Below are 15,985 nucleotides of genomic sequence, written 5' to 3'. Positions count from 1 at the left end.
GTTTTTAATGGTGGTTATGGTTTCTATGGGGTTAATTAAGATTATGTAAAAATCGACGTGGTTTTAATGGTGTTAATACCGTTTTTATTTTAAAGCTTATCAATTTTATCGCAGGCGAACAATTCTCGTCCGGTTCACTCTAATCCCGTGTGAGGGATCACAAGTTGATCGGGCGCAATATTACAGACCCCGCTTCTCGTGATAGGGTAAGGCTTCAGGATCTCTTTACGGTGAAGCTCCGCCATGCGCCTCAAACTCTCATTTCAAATCAAGCTGTTTCTGTGCCTGGTGGCCTTCTCCTGCCTGCTGCTGACCTGTATCGGCGCCTACACCTATTACCAGTTGGATGCGCAGCTGCACCGCGATCTCGGCGCCCGCGCCCAGGTGCAGGCGCGGGAAATCGCCCTCATTCCTTCGCTGGTGGACGCAGTGGAAAAACACGACGCCGCCAGAATTGCCGCGCTGATGAAAAAAATCCGCGCCAGCAGTGACGCCAGTTATATCGTCATCGGCGATAATCACGCCCGCCATCTTTATCATTCCGAATACGAAGGCCGCCTGGGTACGCCGATGATCGGCGGCGATAATAAAGAGGTGCTGGAAGGGAAAAGCATTATTTCCATTCGCAAGGGCGGCATTGGCGTTTCATTGCGCAGCAAGGCGCCGATCCTGGATGAAAATAATCACGTGATCGGCATCGTTTCCGTCGGCTATTTGAAATCGCACATAGATAATTTAAATGCCAGGACGTTGACGCAAATTATCGGCTCCATCGTCCTGCTGCTGATCGCCCTGTTCGTCTTTTCCTGGCTGCTGTCGAAAAACCTCAAGCGCCAGATGTTCTGGCTGGAGCCGAAAGAGATCGCGCTGCTGGTGCGCCAGCAAAAAGCGCTGCTGGAAGCCATTTATGAGGGCGTGATCGCCATCGATCCACAGCTGCGGATCATCACCATCAACCATGCGGCGCGCGAGCTATTGGATCTGCACCAGCCCGCCGCCAGTTTGCTGGGCCGGCCGATCGGCGACGTGATCCAGGCGCAGCCGGACTTCTTCGCCGCCGCGCAACTGGGCCAGGATACGCACGACGAGGTGTGCCGCTTCAACCACGTTCGGGTGATCGCCAGCCGGGTGCGCATCATGCAGGAGCAGGAGCTGCAAGGCTGGGTGATCAGCTTCCGCGACAAAAACGACATCAATACCCTGAGCAGCCAGCTCAGCCAGGTGAAACGCTATGCCGACAACCTGCGCATCATGCGCCACGAGCAGCTGAACTGGACCGCCACGTTGGCCGGTCTGTTGCATATGCAGCGCTACGACGAGGCCATCCGCTATGTGGAAGCCCAATCCGAGGGCGCGCAGGAGATCCTCGATTTCATCTCGCAGCGCTTCAGTTCGGCGGCGCTGTGCGGCCTGCTGCTGGGCAAATATTCCAGCGCCAGAGAAAAAGGCATCGAGCTGCGCTTCGATCCGGCCTGCCAACTGCGGCAAATCCCGGCGGCGCTGAATGAGACCGAACTGATGTCGATCGTCGGCAACCTGCTGGATAATGCGGTGGAAGCGACGCTGCACTGCCCGACTCCGCACGACGCGATCGAACTCTATATCAGCGATGGCAGCGACGAGCTGGTGATCGAGGTGGCGGATCGCGGCACCGGCATCGCCGAGGAGATTCGTGATACGCTGTTTGAACAGGGCGTCACCACCAAAGCGGATAAAAGCGACCACGGCATTGGCCTGCATCTGGTCGCCAGCCATGTGGCGCAGGCGCACGGCAGCATAGAAGTGTCGGACAACGAGCCGCACGGCGCGATATTCTCTATATTTATCCCTAAATAAAACCCATAACCCGATTTTTTGAGCACCCGATTATGTCACACCTAGCACTGGACGTTCTGATCGTGGAAGACGAGCCGCAACTGGCGACGCTGCACGCGGAGTTCATCGAGAAAAATTTCAACCTGCGGGTGGTGGCTTACGCCGCCACGCTGGCCGAAGCGCGGGCCAAAGCCAACGAGCATCAGCCTCGGCTAATCCTGCTGGATAACTTCCTGCCGGACGGCCAGGGCATCGAGCTGATGGAAGAACCGGCGGTGAAGAATCCCGCCTGTTCGGTGATCTTCATCACCGCCGCCAGCGACATGCATACCTGCAGCCAGGCGATCCGCAACGGCGCCTTCGATTACATCATCAAACCGGTGTCCTACAAGCGGCTGCGCAATTCGCTCGAACGCTTCATGCAGTTCGTGCAGACCCAGCGCACCTTCAAGATCATCGATCAGGACAACGTCGATGCGCTGTATAACCTGCAGTCGAAACAGTTCTCCAGCGAGCCGAGCGCCAAAGGCATCGAAACCAACACGCTGGAGCTGGTGCAGGCGCTGTTTATCGCCCAGCCGGCGGTGGCGCATGCGGTGGAAGACGTGGTTGAGCAAGTCGGCATCAGCAAGACCACCGCCCGCCGGTATCTGGAATATTGCGTCGCCACCCAGTTCGTGCGGGTGGAGATGCTGTACGGCAATATAGGCCATCCGCGGCGGCTGTATCGCAAGGCCTGAGGCTGCCATCTGGCTGTCATACTCAGGCGATAACATGACGCCCGACGATATCCCCCTCGATATCGGCACCTGTCGTTAAAACTGATGAAATACTGATGACTTTTGCCCGGCCTCTGGTCGGGTTTTTTATTATCCGAACGGCAGGCGCGGCGCCAAAATATCTCTCTGCGCCACACCGTATTATTTTCCAAAAAACCAAACCATTATGCCGAATAATGGCCGTCAATTTTGAGTCACGGGCCAAATTACCATAACTAATTAAAACCTTGATGTAAACCACTAATATCCCATTTAAATGACATTGAGGGTTGTCTCAGATATTCACTGTGTTAGGGTAAAAAGCTCTTTTATTTTGCTAAGGACAGCCCATAACGCGTTAATTAAACCAGAGGAAACAGCAAATTGCATGGCAATTAAACTCGAAGTAAAGAACCTGTATAAGATATTTGGCGAACACCCGGAACGCGCATTCAAACTGCTGGATAAAGGTCTGACAAAAGATCGGCTGTTTGAAAAAACCGGCTTATCGCTCGGCGTAAAAGACGCCACTCTGGCCATTGAAGAAGGCGAGATATTTGTCATCATGGGGCTCTCCGGTTCCGGCAAGTCCACCCTGGTACGCCTTCTCAATCGTCTGATAGAACCCACTCGCGGTCAGGTGCTGATCGACGGTGAGGACATCGCCAAAATATCTGACACCGCACTGCGCACCGTGCGGCGAAATAAGATCAGCATGGTATTCCAGTCATTCGCGCTAATGCCGCACATGAATGTGCTGAATAACACCGCTTTCGGTATGGAATTAGCCGGCATACCGCTGCAGGAGCGCCAGGAAAAAGCGCTGGATGCACTGCGTCAGGTCGGGCTGGAGAATTATGCGCTGTCTTATCCGGATGAATTATCCGGCGGTATGCGCCAGCGCGTGGGATTAGCCCGCGCCCTGGCCAATAACCCGGATATATTATTGATGGACGAAGCCTTCTCGGCGCTCGATCCGTTAATTCGTACCGAAATGCAGGATGAGCTGGTGAAATTACAGGCTCAGCATCAGCGCACCATCGTGTTTATTTCCCACGATCTGGACGAAGCGATGCGCATTGGCGATCGCATCGCCATCATGCAGGGCGGTGAGGTGATCCAGGTCGGCACGCCGGACGAGATCCTGAACAACCCGGCCAACGACTATGTGCGCACCTTCTTCCGCGGCGTGGACATCAGTCATGTATTCAGCGCCAAGGATATCGCCCAACGGCGCCCGGTGACGCTGATCCGCAAAACCCCCGGTTTTGGCCCCCGCTCGGCGCTGCAGCTGCTGCGCGATGAGGACCGTGATTATGGTTATGTTGTTGAACGCGGGAAGAAATTTATCGGCGTGGTGTCGATAGAGTCGTTGAAAAAAGCGCTGTCCGCCAATCAAACGCTGGACGATGCCCTGCTCGAGGCCCCCGCCGCCGTGCCGGCCGACACGCCGCTCAGCGATCTGATTTCCCTGGTCGCCCAGGCGCCGTGCGCGGTGCCGGTGGTGGGCGAAGAACATAACTATCTCGGCATCATCTCCAAGGCCATGCTGCTGCAGGCGTTGGACAAGGAGGGCTCAACCAATGAGTGATACCACGCAAACCCAAGATCCCTGGGCTACCGCACCGGCCGATACCGGAGCCGCACCTGCCAGCGATGCCGCCGCCAACGCCGGTGACGCCTGGTCCAGCGCGCCGCCGCCGGCCGCACATGACGCCGCCGGGCAAAGCGCCGATTGGCTCAGCGGCGCCCCGGCGCAGCCGGAGCACTTCAGCCTGCTCGATCCGTTCCACAAAGCCTGGGTGCCGTTCGACACCTGGGTCACGCAAGGCATCGACTGGCTGGTGCTGCACTTCCGCCCGCTGTTCCAGGGCATCCGCGTGCCGGTGGACATGATCCTGAGCGGCTTCCAACAACTGCTGCTGGGCATGCCGGCGCCGATCGCTATTCTGGTGTTCTCGCTGCTCGCCTGGCAGGTCTCGGGCCTCGGCATGGGCGCCGCGACGCTGCTCTCCCTGATCGCCATCGGTGCCATCGGCGCCTGGTCGCAGGCGATGGTCACGCTGGCGCTGGTGCTGACCGCGCTGTTCTTCTGCATCCTTATCGGCCTGCCGCTCGGCATCTGGCTGGCGCGCAGCAAGCATGCCGCCAAGGTGATTAGGCCGCTGCTCGACGCCATGCAAACCACTCCGGCCTTCGTCTATCTGGTGCCGATCGTCATGCTGTTCGGCATCGGCAACGTGCCGGGCGTGGTGGTAACCATCATCTTCGCGCTGCCGCCGATCGTGCGTCTGACCATTCTCGGCATCAAGCAGGTGCCGGAGGATCTGATCGAGGCCGCCGAATCCTTTGGCGCCAGCCCGCGCCAGCTGCTGTTCAAGGTGCAGCTGCCGCTGGCGATGCCGACCATCATGGCCGGCGTTAACCAGACGCTGATGTTGGCGCTGTCGATGGTGGTCATCGCCTCGATGATCGCCGTCGGCGGCCTGGGACAGATGGTGCTGCGCGGCATCGGTCGGCTGGACATGGGCCTGGCCGCCGTCGGCGGGGTCGGCATCGTGATCCTGGCGATCATTCTCGATCGCCTCACCCAATCGCTAGGGCGCGATCGCCGCAGTAAAGGCATCGGTCGCTGGTATCGCCGCGGCCCCATCGGGTTACTGACTCGCCCGTTCATCAAGCAAGCCTGACGCTTTTCCCGCCGGCGGCTGCGGCCCCGGCGGGCTATGACACCACCACATCGAAAGAGGGGAAACACTATGCGCACCACGGGCATCTGGGCTCTCGCCCTGACGACGCTGATTGGCTCACAGAGCGTGAGCGCGGCAGATTTACCCGGCAAGGGGATCGCGGTACAGCCGGTGCAAAGCACCATTTCCGAAGAGACTTTCCAGACGCTGCTGGTCAGCAAGGCGCTGGAAAAATTGGGTTACGACGTGAAAGAACCGCGTGAAGTGGATTACAACGTCGCCTACACTTCGATCGCCTCCGGTGACGCGACCTTTATCGCGGTCAACTGGGATCCGCTGCACGCCGATCAGTACAAGGCCGCCGGCGGCGACGCCAAGTTCTACCGCGAAGGCGTCTACGTCAACGGCGCCGCGCAGGGCTACCTGATCGACAAGAAAACCGCCGAGCAATACCACATCACCAACGTCGAGCAGCTCAAGGATCCCAAGATCGCCAAGCTGTTCGACACCAACGGCGACGGCAAGGCCGATCTGACCGGCTGCACCCCGGGCTGGGGCTGCGAAGCGGTGATCAACCACCACATCAAGGCCTATGGCCTGAGCAACACCGTCGAGCACAATCAGGGTAACTACGCGGCGATGATCGCCGACACCATCACCCGCTACAAAGAGGGCAAACCGGTGCTGTATTACACCTGGACACCGTACTGGGTCAGCGATGTGATGGTGCCGGGCCGCGACGTGGTCTGGCTGCAGGTGCCGTTTTCCTCCCTGCCGGGCGAGCAGAAAAACGTCGACACCAAACTGCCTAACGGTGCCAACTACGGCTTCCCGGTCAACACCATGCGCATCGCCGCCAACAAGCAGTGGGCCGCAGCCAATCCGGCGGCCGCCAAGCTGTTCGCCATCATGAAGCTGCCGATCGCCGACATCAACGCGCAAAACCTGCGCATGCATGAAGGCCAGGCTTCGGAAGCCGATATCCAGAACCACGTTAACGGCTGGATCAAGGCGCATCAGGCCACCTTCGACGGCTGGGTGAAAACCGCCGCCGCAGCGGCGAAGCCGTAACCGTTCAGGGGCGCCGCCTTTGCCGCGCCCCTACCCCGCCATATCGATGCCGCTGAACTGTAAAAAACGTGCGGCGGCGTTCGACAAGGGCTGCGGCCAAATGCAATACACCTGGCGCCGCGGCCCGTCTTCAATCGGAATCGACACCAACGCGCTTAAGCGTTGCGCGGTCGAGACAGGTACGATACCCGCCGCCAACCCGCGCCGCACCAGATTCTCCAGCCATTCGATATGATCGATCTCAAAACTGACGTGCCGGCGGATGCCCGCCGCCAGGAAAGCGCGATCGGTTTGGCGCCGCGCGCCGGTGCCGCTGTAGAAATCTACCAGCGGCACTTCCGCCAGCGCTTGCAGGTTGACCCGCTCGCGGTTGGCCAGCGGGTGCTGCGGCGCCACCAACGCCACCAGCGGCTCATCGGTCAACTGCCGGTGCGACATCGGCAGTAAATCGACATCGCCGGGCCAGATGCCGACAAACGCCATATCGCACTTCTGCTGACGCACGTCCTCCAGCAGGGCTTCGCTCATGCCAACGTACAGGCGGATGTTCACCGCCGGATAGTGGCGATGAAACTTGTCGAGCTTTTCGGTCAGATCAATCGCGTTTATGGTTGAAATCGTGCCGATGGTCAGGGTGCCGGACACCGCATCGCCGGCGGCGGTCACCTCTTCCACCAGCGCCTGCTGCGCCGCCAACAGCCGCTGCGCCGACGGAATGAAAGCCTGGCCGGCGGGGGTCAACCGCACCCGGCGCGAGGTGCGTTCAAACAGCGTACAGCCCAGCTCTTCTTCCAGTTTGGCGATCTGGTGGCTGAGCGCCGACTGCACCGTATGGCAGCGCTGCGCCGCCCGAGTGAAACTCTGTTCTTCCGCCACCGCCAGCGCATAGCGGATCTGTTTCAGGTTCATGGCATCTATCTTGAAATGAGATAAATCAAATGAAAATTATACATTGGTTTCCGCAGACGCGTTGCCGGATACTGCGCGCTATCTTCTTCCCGTGATGAAAAAATCATGACCCCAAAAAACGCCCATCCGGGCCTCAGCCCGGCGCTGACCGTGCTGATCGCCATCGCCACCGGCCTGGCGGTCGCCAGCAACTATTACGCGCAACCGCTGCTGGAAACCATAGCCACCAGTTTCAACCTGTCGGTCAACCAGGCCGGCTTTATCGTCACCGCCGCGCAGCTCGGTTACGCCACCGGCCTGCTGCTGCTGGTGCCGCTCGGCGATATGTTCGAGCGCCGCGGGCTGATCGTTTTCATGACGCTGCTGGCCGCCGGCGGCATGCTGATCACCGCCACCTCCGCTACGTTGCCGATGATGATCCTCGGCACCGCGCTCACCGGGCTGTTCTCGGTAGTGGCGCAGATCCTGGTGCCGCTGGCCGCCACGCTGGCCCACCCGGAAAAGCGCGGCAAGACAGTCGGCATCATCATGAGCGGCCTGCTGCTCGGCATCCTGCTGGCACGCACCGTCGCGGGCGCACTGGCGTCGTTCGGCGGCTGGCGCACCATCTACTGGGCCGCCAGCGTGCTGATGATCCTGATGGCGCTGATCCTGTGGCGCGCGCTGCCGCGCTATAAGCAACACTCCGGGCTGAACTACCCGCAGCTGCTGGCCTCGATCTTCAGCCTGTTCTGCCGCACGCCGCTGCTGCGCACCCGCGCCATCCTCGGCGCCCTGTCGTTCGCCAACTTCAGCGTGCTCTGGACCTCAATGGCCTTTCTGCTCGCCGCGCCGCCGTTCAACTATTCCGAGGGAGTGATTGGGCTGTTCGGCCTGGTGGGCGCCGCCGGCGCGCTGGCCGCTTCGCGCGCCGGGCATCTGGCGGACAAAGGCAAGGCCGGGCTGACCACCACCGTCGGCCTGGTGTTGCTGCTGCTGTCCTGGATCCCTATCGCGTTCGCCAAACAATCGCTGTGGGCGCTGATCGCCGGCATCCTGATCCTCGATCTGGCGGTGCAGGCGGTACACGTCACCAACCAGAGCGTGATGTACCGCATCATGCCGGACGCGCGCAACCGCCTGACCGCCGGCTACATGACCAGCTACTTTATCGGCGGCGCGCTCGGTTCGCTGCTCTCCGCCTCGGCCTATCAACATGCCGGTTGGTACGGCGTGGCCGCCGCCGGCGGGGTGTTATGCCTGCTCAACCTGCTGACCTGGTGGCTCGGCAAGCACCACGATCCGCAGGGGCCGGCGGCAATCTGATTATCGTGCAAATAGTCACTAAAGAAATTTATTAGCGGTGCAGGGTATAAACATTACTTACTCTCTGGTAATGTTCTGGGCATAAACTATTGAAGTCCTATCTACCCTGCGATCCACAACCATGCAAAGCCAAGCTGCAGACAGCCTCAATCCGCCCGCCGTCAGCGCCACCTTCGCCAACGGCGTCGTCGACAGTTTGCCGATCGTCATCGGGTATGTCCCGGTGGCGTTCGCCTTCGGCCTCAGCGCCGTCAAACTGGGTTTTTCCCCGCTGGAAAGCATTTTCTTCTCCTGCATCATCTACGCCGGCGCCAGCCAGTTCGTGATCACCGCCCTGCTGAGCGCCGGGATGTCGCTGTGGGTCTCCGCATTGACGGTGATGGCGATGGACGTGCGCCACCTGCTGTACGGCCCGGCGCTGCGTCACCGCATCGTCTCGCGCATGTCGCCCGGCAAAACGGCGATATGGGCCTTTGGCCTGACCGATGAGGTCTTCGCCGCCGCCACCGCCAGGCTGATGCGCAATAACCGCAGCTGGAGCGAAAACTGGATGCTGGGCATCGCGCTCTGTTCCTGGCTCTCCTGGGTGGCCGGCACCGCGCTCGGCGCGCTGTTCGGCAACGGCCCGCTGGAGCAGTTCCCGGTGATCGAGGCCTCACTGGCCTTCATGCTGCCGGCGCTGTTTCTCAGTTTCCTGCTGGCCGCCTTCCGCCGCCCGCAGAGCCTGACTATCGCCGCCGCGCTGGCCGGCGCGCTGCTCGGCGTGGTGCTGTTCTCCATTCCGGTCGCCATTTTGGCCGGCATCGGCGCCGGCTGCATTGCCGCCCTGTTCCAGCCAGCCCCTGCGGAGGCCAGCCATGAACATTGATGTGCTGGTGATCGGCCTGGTGGTGGGCTGCGCCAATTACCTGTTCCGTTATCTGCCGCTGCGGCTGGCGCCGGCGCGCGCCCAGCCCGGCCTCAAACGCGGTAAAGCCGCCCTGTTGCTCGACAGCATCGGCATCGCCTCGATCTGCGCCCTGTTGGTGGTCTCCAGCACGCCGGTGGTGATGCGCGAACCGGACAAGCTGCTGTCGACGTTGGTGGGGTTCGCCGCGCTGGCACTGTGCTTCTACCGCAGCAAAAGCATCATTCTGTCGACGCTGCTCGGCGCAACGGCCTTTGGCGTCACATTAAAACTGTTAATGATTTTCGGTGCAGGCTGACGCCGCTCCCGATCGTTTGGCTTCACACTGGCGTTTTCAGGCGCCACATCTTTACAAACACTGACAAATGACACGAATTGCTAAATTATCCGCACGGCTGAACATTTACATTATTTGTCACCGTCGTTACTATCTCGAACGAAATTAATGAGGCCCTAAATTATGGAAAGCTCGTTTGCCCCCATAGAACAAATGCTGAATTTCCGCGCCACGCGGCAGAAAGATTTCCCTTATCAGGAAATCCTGCTGACCCGCCTGTGCATGCACATGCAAGGCAAGCTGCTGGAAAACCGCAATAAGATGCTGAAAGCGCAGGGGATTAACGAAACACTGTTTATGGCGCTGATTACCCTGGATGCGCAGGAAAGCCACAGCATCCAACCTTCTGAGCTAAGCTCTGCCCTGGGCTCCTCGCGCACCAATGCAACCCGCATCGCCGACGAGCTGGAGAAGCGCGGCTGGATCGAACGCCGGGAAAGCGACAACGATCGCCGCTGCCTGCATCTGCATCTGACGCCGCAGGGGGAAGAATTTCTCAGTCAACTGCTGCCGCCGCAGCACCAATGTCTGCATTTCCTGTGGTCCACGCTGACCGACGATGAGCAAAAACAGCTGGAACAGCTGACGCGCAAATTGCTGGCACGTCTGGATCAAATGGAAATCACAGAACAGTTACCCTAATTCACAATTTCTGTTCAGGTACCTACTTATGCGATCCCCATTTCACTGGAGATTCACCCCGCTGTTCGCCGTGTTGCTGCTGGCCGGGTGTGCTTCTACCGATAATATTGCCCCGCAATCCACGCTGATGGATCCGCAGAGCCTGCAGTTGGCTCAGCCGAAAGTCAGTTCGCTGGCCGTCAGCCCGCAGTGGTGGCGCGCCCTCAAGGATCCGCAGCTGGACGCCTTGATGACGCAGACGCTGCAAAGTTCGCCGACCCTGCGTCAGGCCGCCGCCCGCGTGCGCGAAGCGCAGAGCGTGGTAGGCGAAGCCAGCGCCGCCAACGGGCCGAACCTGGATCTGAACGCCAGCACCCAGCGTCAGCGCGTGCCGCAGAACGTCAATATGGGGCTGGGGTATCCGCATAAGCCGATCTATTCAAGCTCCAACTCGCTGGGGTTGAACCTGGCGTACGAGTTCGACTGGTGGGGCAAATACCGCAACCAGGTGAACGCCGCCAAGGCGCAAGTGAACGCAGCGCGCGCCGAGCAGGAACAGGCGGCGCTGACGCTGACCAGCTCGGTGGCGTCCGCCTACTACCAGCTGCAGAGCAATCTCGCGCTCGAGAAGCTGCTGCAGCAGGAAGTGAACAACAACGAGCGCCTGACCGCGCTGCGCCAACAGCGCTATCAGGCCGGCCTGACCGGCGTCGATGTGCCGCAACAAACCCAGGCGCAGTCCGACGTCGCCAAGCAGCAAATTCTGCAGCTGCAGTCGCAAATCGAACAGCTCAGACACCAGCTCGCCGCGCTGGCGGGCCAGGGCCCGAACGCCATGCAGCACCTGCGTCAGGTGCCTTTGCCCGCAGACAACCTGATGGCGCCGCAGGGCGAGCTGACGGCGGATCTGCTGGGCAAACGCCCGGACATCGCCGCGCAACGCCAGCTGGTGGAGTCTTACAGCCAGCGCGTCAGCGCCGCGCGTAAAGAGTTTTACCCCAGCCTGACCATTTCAGCCTTCGCCGGCCTGATGACCACCAATACCAGTGGCACCAGCCCGAATCTGTTTGAAGCGGCCAGCCAGGCCTGGAACGTGATGCCGGCGATCTCGCTGCCGATCTTCCACGCCGGGGCGCTGCGCAGCAAGCTGGGCGAGGAATCCGCGCTGTATGACGAAGCGGTGGAATCCTACAACCAAACCATCCTGAATGCGGTACAGGAAACCGCCGACGCCATCACCATCCAGCAGAGTTCTGCGCAGCAGCAACTGCAGGCGGCGTCCGCGGCCCAGTCGATGCAACAGGTGTATCAGGTCGCCAACGCCCGTTACCAGGCAGGGATTATCGGGCGCGACGATCTGTTGACCAGCCAGACGCAGCTATTGCAGCAGCAACAGGCGGAGTTGAATGCCAGCAGCAATTTACTGCAGGCGAAGATAGGACTGATCCGCGCGTTGGGCGGTGGCTATCAGGCCCCGGCCGCAGCGGATTCGAAAGCATAATAATATAAGGCTTGGAGAACACCATGAGCGCAAGCGCGGAAACCCAAAACCCGCAGCAGCCGAGCGGCAAAAAGAAGCAGCGCAAATTTTGGCTGCTGTTGCTGACGGTTATTTTCATTGTTATAGGGGTGGCTTATTTAGTGTATTGGTTCCTGGTGCTGCGTCATCACCAGGAAACCGACGACGCCTACGTCTCCGGCAACCAGGTGCAGATCATGGCCCAGGTGTCCGGCAGCGTGAACAGCGTCAACTTCGACAACACCGACTACGTCAAGCAGGGCGACGTGCTGCTGACGCTCGATCCGACCGATGCCGAGCAGGCGTTTGAACGCGCCAAAACCGGCCTGGCCAACAGCGTGCGTCAGACCCACCAGCTGATCATCAACAGCAAGCAGTATCAGGCCAACATCGCCCTGCGCAAGACCGATCTGAGCAAGGCCGAGAACGATCTGAAACGCCGCGTGGTGCTGGGCAGCGTTGACGCCATCGGCCGCGAAGAGCTGCAACACGCTCGCGATGCGGTCGACAGCGCCAAAGCCGCGCTGGAAGTGGCGGTGCAGCAATACAACGCCAACCAGGCGATGGTGCTGAACACCCCGCTGGAACAGCAGCCGGCGATCCAGCAAGCCGCCGCGCAGATGCGCGACGCCTGGCTGGCGCTGCAGCGTACCAAGGTGATCAGCCCGATTACCGGCTATGTCTCGCGCCGCAGCGTGCAGGTCGGCGCGCAGATCGCCGCCGGTTCGCCGCTGATGGCGGTAGTGCCGGCCGATCACATCTGGGTTGACGCCAACTTCAAGGAAACGCAGATCGCCAATATGCGCATCGGCCAGCCGGCGACGGTGGTCAGCGACGTCTACGGCGACGACGTGGTGTATCAGGGCAAAGTGGCCGGTATCGACATGGGCACCGGCAGCGCCTTCTCGCTGCTGCCGGCGCAAAACGCCACCGGCAACTGGATCAAGGTGGTGCAACGCCTGCCGGTGCGTATTGAGCTCGACGCCAAGCAGGTGGCCGATCATCCGCTGCGCATCGGTCTTTCGACGCTGGTGACCGTCGACACCGCCAATCTGGACGGCCGCGTGCTGGCCGACGTGGTGCGCGACAAACCGCTGTATCAGAGCGACGCGCTGGCGTTGAATCTGGCGCCGGTTAACCAGCTGATCGCCGACGTGATCCATGCGAACGCCGGCTAAGCGCGCGGGAGGCCATCTTGCCACAGAAACCGCTTGAAGGTGCCCAGCTTGCCTGGATGACGGTCGCGCTCGCCATGGCGACCTTCATGCAGGTGCTGGACTCCACCATCGCCAACGTGGCGATCCCCACCATTTCCGGTAACCTCGGGTCTTCCAACTCGCAGGGCACCTGGGTGATCACCTCGTTCGGCGTGGCGAACGCCATCTCGATCCCGATCACCGGCTGGCTGGCGAAGCGTTTCGGCGAAGTGCGGCTGTTCCTTTGGTCCACCGCGCTGTTCGCCATCGCCTCCTGGCTGTGCGGCATCTCCAACAGCCTTGGCATGCTGATCTTCTTCCGCGTGATCCAGGGCGTGGTGGCCGGGCCGCTGATCCCGCTGTCGCAGAGTTTGTTGTTGAACAACTACCCGCCCGCCAAGCGAGCGATGGCCCTGGCGCTTTGGTCGATGACCGTTATCGTCGCGCCAATCTTCGGGCCGATCCTCGGCGGCTACATCAGCGACAACTACCATTGGGGCTGGATCTTCTTCATCAACATCCCGATCGGCGTCTTCGTGATCGTGGCGGCGATGGCGACGTTGAAGGGGCGGGAAACCAAAACCGAGATCAAACCGATCGACACCGTCGGCCTGGTATTGCTGATCGTCGGCATCGGTTCTCTGCAGATCATGCTCGATCAGGGCAAGGAGCTGGACTGGTTCAACTCGACCGAGATCATCACGCTCACCGTCGTGGCGGTGGTGGCGCTGCTGTTCCTGGTGGTGTGGGAGCTGACGGACGACCATCCGGTGGTGGATCTGTCGCTGTTCAAGTCGCGCAACTTCACCATCGGCTGCCTGTGCATCAGTCTGGCGTACATGCTGTACTTCGGCGCCATCGTGCTGTTGCCGCAGCTGTTGCAAGAGGTGTACGGCTATACCGCCACCTGGGCGGGGCTGGCGTCGGCGCCGGTCGGGCTGATCCCAGTGTTGCTGTCGCCGATCATCGGCAAGTTCGGCAACCGGCTCGACATGCGCCGGCTGGTGACCTTCAGCTTCATCATGTATGCCGTGTGCTTCTACTGGCGCGCCTATACGTTTGAACCGGGCATGGACTTCGGCGCATCCGCCTGGCCGCAGTTCGTTCAGGGCTTCGCCATCGCCTGCTTCTTCATGCCGTTGACCACCATCACGCTGTCCGGCCTGCCGCCGGAACGCATGGCGGCGGCATCGAGCCTGTCGAACTTCACGCGAACGCTGGCGGGTTCGATCGGTACCTCGATCACCACCACCCTGTGGACGCAGCGCGAATCGCAGCACCATTCGCAACTGACGGAGTTCGTCAACCCGTACAACCCGCAGTCGCAGGAGATGTACCGGCAACTGGAGCAGCTCGGCATGAGCAAGCAGCAGGCGTCGGCGTATATCGCCAACGAGATCACCGCGCAGGGCCTGATCATCTCCGCCAACGAGATCTTCTGGCTGTCGGCCGGGGTGTTCCTGGTGTTGCTGGTGCTGGTGTGGGTGGCGAAACCGCCATTCAGCTCCGGCGGCGGCGGGGGCGGCGGCGCTCACTAAGCTTCAATAAACGAAACGGGCGCCCTGGGGCGCCCGTTTTTTTATCCGACGTAGAAAATTACGCCTGATTCTGACGCCACCAGTCCGCCAGCAGAATGCCGGTCGCCACGGAAACGTTCAGGCTTTCCACCTTGCCGGTGCCGCCGATCGAGACGTTCATATCGCCCTGCTGCCAGGCGCTGTCGCTCAGACCGTCGCGTTCCTGCCCCAGCACCAGCACCATCTTGGCCGGCAGCTTGGCCTGCGCCAGCGCGGTGCCTTTGTGGCTGGAGGTGGTGACGATGGTGTAACCCGCCTTGCGGAAAGTATCCAGCACCGACAGGAAATCATCGGCGTTGATCGCCTTGATGTGCTCCGCGCCGCCTTCTGCGGTGCGCACCGCCGCGCCGGATTCCAGCAGCGCCGGATCCTGCAGCAGCACGCCGTTGACGCCGAAGTGAGCGCAAGAACGGACGATGGCGCCCAGGTTATGCGGGTTGCCCACTTCTTCCAGCGCCAGCACGCAGTCGGTCGCCGGTGCGGTTTTCAGGTAGGTCTGCGCATCCAGGCCTTGACGCTTTTTGATCAGGAAGCAGACGCCGCCGTGGTGCTCGGTGCCGGAAGCCTTGGCCAGTTCTTCTTCATCCACCACGTGGTAAGCTTTGCGGTTAGCCGCCATCCAGCGCAGCGCTTCGCGGAAGCGCGGGGTGACCGACTGCACGAACCAGGCGCGCACGATCGCTTCCGGACGGCTGGCGAACAGCGCCTGACAGGCGTTTTCACCGTAAACGCGGGTTTCTTCCGCGCGCTGGCGGCGCAGCTGCTCAGGATCGATAAAGCTTTTGCCGCTGATGCCGCCATGATCGAACGCCGGCTCTTCATTCGGCGCGCGCGAGACGGTTCTCCACGGCGACTCATTGCCACCGCGATCTTCAGAGCGCGCCGGACGGCGAGGACGATCGCTTTCACTGCGGCGGGAGTCGGCGCCGCGGCGATCGTTGCCGCCGCGCGCCTTGTCTTGACCGGTGCGGCCCGATCGCGCACCGTCAGCCGGACGGCCTTTGCCGGCCGGACGTTTATTCTTGTTACGGTCGTCGCCGTTGTCGTCGTCACTGCGGACGTACATCACTTTGACTTTACCGTTCTTGCCACTAAATGAATCGTTCATTGTCTTCTCCACCAACGCGCAGGGCGCGAAGATTACCTGATGTTGGTGCACGAAGCCACCAACTTGCGCTAAAAGCTCCCAACTATCACATCCATTGAACAAACCTCATTGTTCACGCGCCGGGTTTTGCCGATAATTGTCAGCATTAAAGAAACATCTCCGCAACCGCGTT

14 protein-coding genes are annotated in these 15,985 nt (G+C 60.7%); 12 read left to right on the top strand and 2 right to left on the bottom strand.

Going from position 1 to position 15,985, the window contains the following annotated elements; all coding sequences use genetic code 11:
• The first annotated feature begins 243 nt into the window (after positions 1-243).
• The 5 genes from ACMGF7_RS12880 to proX all read left to right on the top strand — a co-directional run bounded on the left by ACMGF7_RS12880 (position 244) and on the right by proX (position 6,334).
• Positions 244-1,836 (top strand): ATP-binding protein, encoded by a 1,593-nt coding sequence (locus tag ACMGF7_RS12880; protein WP_049242317.1) that lies wholly within the window; start codon positions 244-246, stop codon positions 1,834-1,836.
• 32 nt (positions 1,837-1,868) lie between these two features.
• Positions 1,869-2,555 carry a response regulator gene (locus ACMGF7_RS12875; protein WP_004928904.1) on the top strand — a complete coding sequence of 229 codons (687 nt, stop codon included), beginning with the start codon at positions 1,869-1,871 and terminating at the stop codon, positions 2,553-2,555.
• Between the two features lie 406 nt (positions 2,556-2,961).
• The gene (gene proV / locus ACMGF7_RS12870; protein ID WP_004928900.1) at positions 2,962-4,164 is read left to right on the top strand and encodes a glycine betaine/L-proline ABC transporter ATP-binding protein ProV; all 1,203 of its coding nucleotides are present in this window, start codon (positions 2,962-2,964) and stop codon (positions 4,162-4,164) included.
• The gene (gene proW / locus ACMGF7_RS12865; protein ID WP_004928897.1) at positions 4,157-5,263 is read left to right on the top strand and encodes a glycine betaine/L-proline ABC transporter permease ProW; all 1,107 of its coding nucleotides are present in this window, start codon (positions 4,157-4,159) and stop codon (positions 5,261-5,263) included. The genes proV and proW overlap by 8 nt, the downstream gene beginning before the upstream one ends.
• A gap of 69 nt (positions 5,264-5,332) precedes the next feature.
• Positions 5,333-6,334 carry a glycine betaine/L-proline ABC transporter substrate-binding protein ProX gene (gene proX, locus ACMGF7_RS12860; protein ID WP_004928894.1) on the top strand — a complete coding sequence of 334 codons (1,002 nt, stop codon included), beginning with the start codon at positions 5,333-5,335 and terminating at the stop codon, positions 6,332-6,334.
• A 30-nt stretch (positions 6,335-6,364) separates the two neighbouring features.
• Here proX and ACMGF7_RS12855 read toward each other — a convergent pair whose 3' ends face one another.
• Positions 6,365-7,243 (bottom strand): LysR family transcriptional regulator, encoded by an 879-nt coding sequence (locus ACMGF7_RS12855; protein WP_004928891.1) that lies wholly within the window; start codon positions 7,241-7,243, stop codon positions 6,365-6,367.
• 105 nt (positions 7,244-7,348) lie between these two features.
• Here ACMGF7_RS12855 and ACMGF7_RS12850 point away from each other — a divergent pair, with 105 nt between their 5' ends.
• The 7 genes from ACMGF7_RS12850 to emrB all read left to right on the top strand — a co-directional run bounded on the left by ACMGF7_RS12850 (position 7,349) and on the right by emrB (position 14,666).
• A complete protein-coding gene (locus ACMGF7_RS12850) occupies positions 7,349-8,548 on the top strand; it encodes an MFS transporter (protein WP_021504985.1) in 1,200 nt (399 codons plus the stop codon).
• A gap of 121 nt (positions 8,549-8,669) precedes the next feature.
• The gene (locus tag ACMGF7_RS12845; protein ID WP_004928884.1) at positions 8,670-9,416 is read left to right on the top strand and encodes an AzlC family ABC transporter permease; all 747 of its coding nucleotides are present in this window, start codon (positions 8,670-8,672) and stop codon (positions 9,414-9,416) included.
• Positions 9,406-9,753 (top strand): L-valine transporter subunit YgaH, encoded by a 348-nt coding sequence (gene ygaH / locus ACMGF7_RS12840; protein WP_420286451.1) that lies wholly within the window; start codon positions 9,406-9,408, stop codon positions 9,751-9,753. The genes ACMGF7_RS12845 and ygaH overlap by 11 nt, the downstream gene beginning before the upstream one ends.
• A gap of 162 nt (positions 9,754-9,915) precedes the next feature.
• On the top strand, positions 9,916-10,434 hold the full coding sequence (gene mprA / locus ACMGF7_RS12835; protein WP_004928879.1) for a transcriptional repressor MprA: 519 nt from the start codon (positions 9,916-9,918) through the stop codon (positions 10,432-10,434).
• Between the two features lie 28 nt (positions 10,435-10,462).
• Entirely contained in the window at positions 10,463-11,914 is a 1,452-nt protein-coding gene (locus tag ACMGF7_RS12830) for an efflux transporter outer membrane subunit (RefSeq protein WP_004928878.1), read from the top strand.
• Between the two features lie 23 nt (positions 11,915-11,937).
• Positions 11,938-13,110: a multidrug efflux MFS transporter periplasmic adaptor subunit EmrA gene (emrA, locus tag ACMGF7_RS12825; RefSeq protein WP_015378875.1), complete on the top strand. Its 1,173-nt coding sequence runs from the start codon at positions 11,938-11,940 to the stop codon at positions 13,108-13,110.
• A gap of 14 nt (positions 13,111-13,124) precedes the next feature.
• A complete protein-coding gene (gene emrB / locus ACMGF7_RS12820) occupies positions 13,125-14,666 on the top strand; it encodes a multidrug efflux MFS transporter permease subunit EmrB (RefSeq protein WP_161800767.1) in 1,542 nt (513 codons plus the stop codon).
• 58 nt (positions 14,667-14,724) lie between these two features.
• Here emrB and ACMGF7_RS12815 read toward each other — a convergent pair whose 3' ends face one another.
• On the bottom strand, positions 14,725-15,813 hold the full coding sequence (locus ACMGF7_RS12815) for a tRNA/rRNA methyltransferase (RefSeq protein ID WP_004928870.1): 1,089 nt from the start codon (positions 15,811-15,813) through the stop codon (positions 14,725-14,727).
• Positions 15,814-15,985 lie beyond the last annotated feature (172 nt).

The organism is Serratia sp. BNK-17, assembly GCF_048684935.1.
In the GTDB taxonomy this organism is placed as follows: Bacteria; Pseudomonadota; Gammaproteobacteria; order Enterobacterales; family Enterobacteriaceae; genus Serratia; species Serratia nematodiphila.
This window is presented reverse-complemented; position numbering and strand designations above follow the sequence as displayed.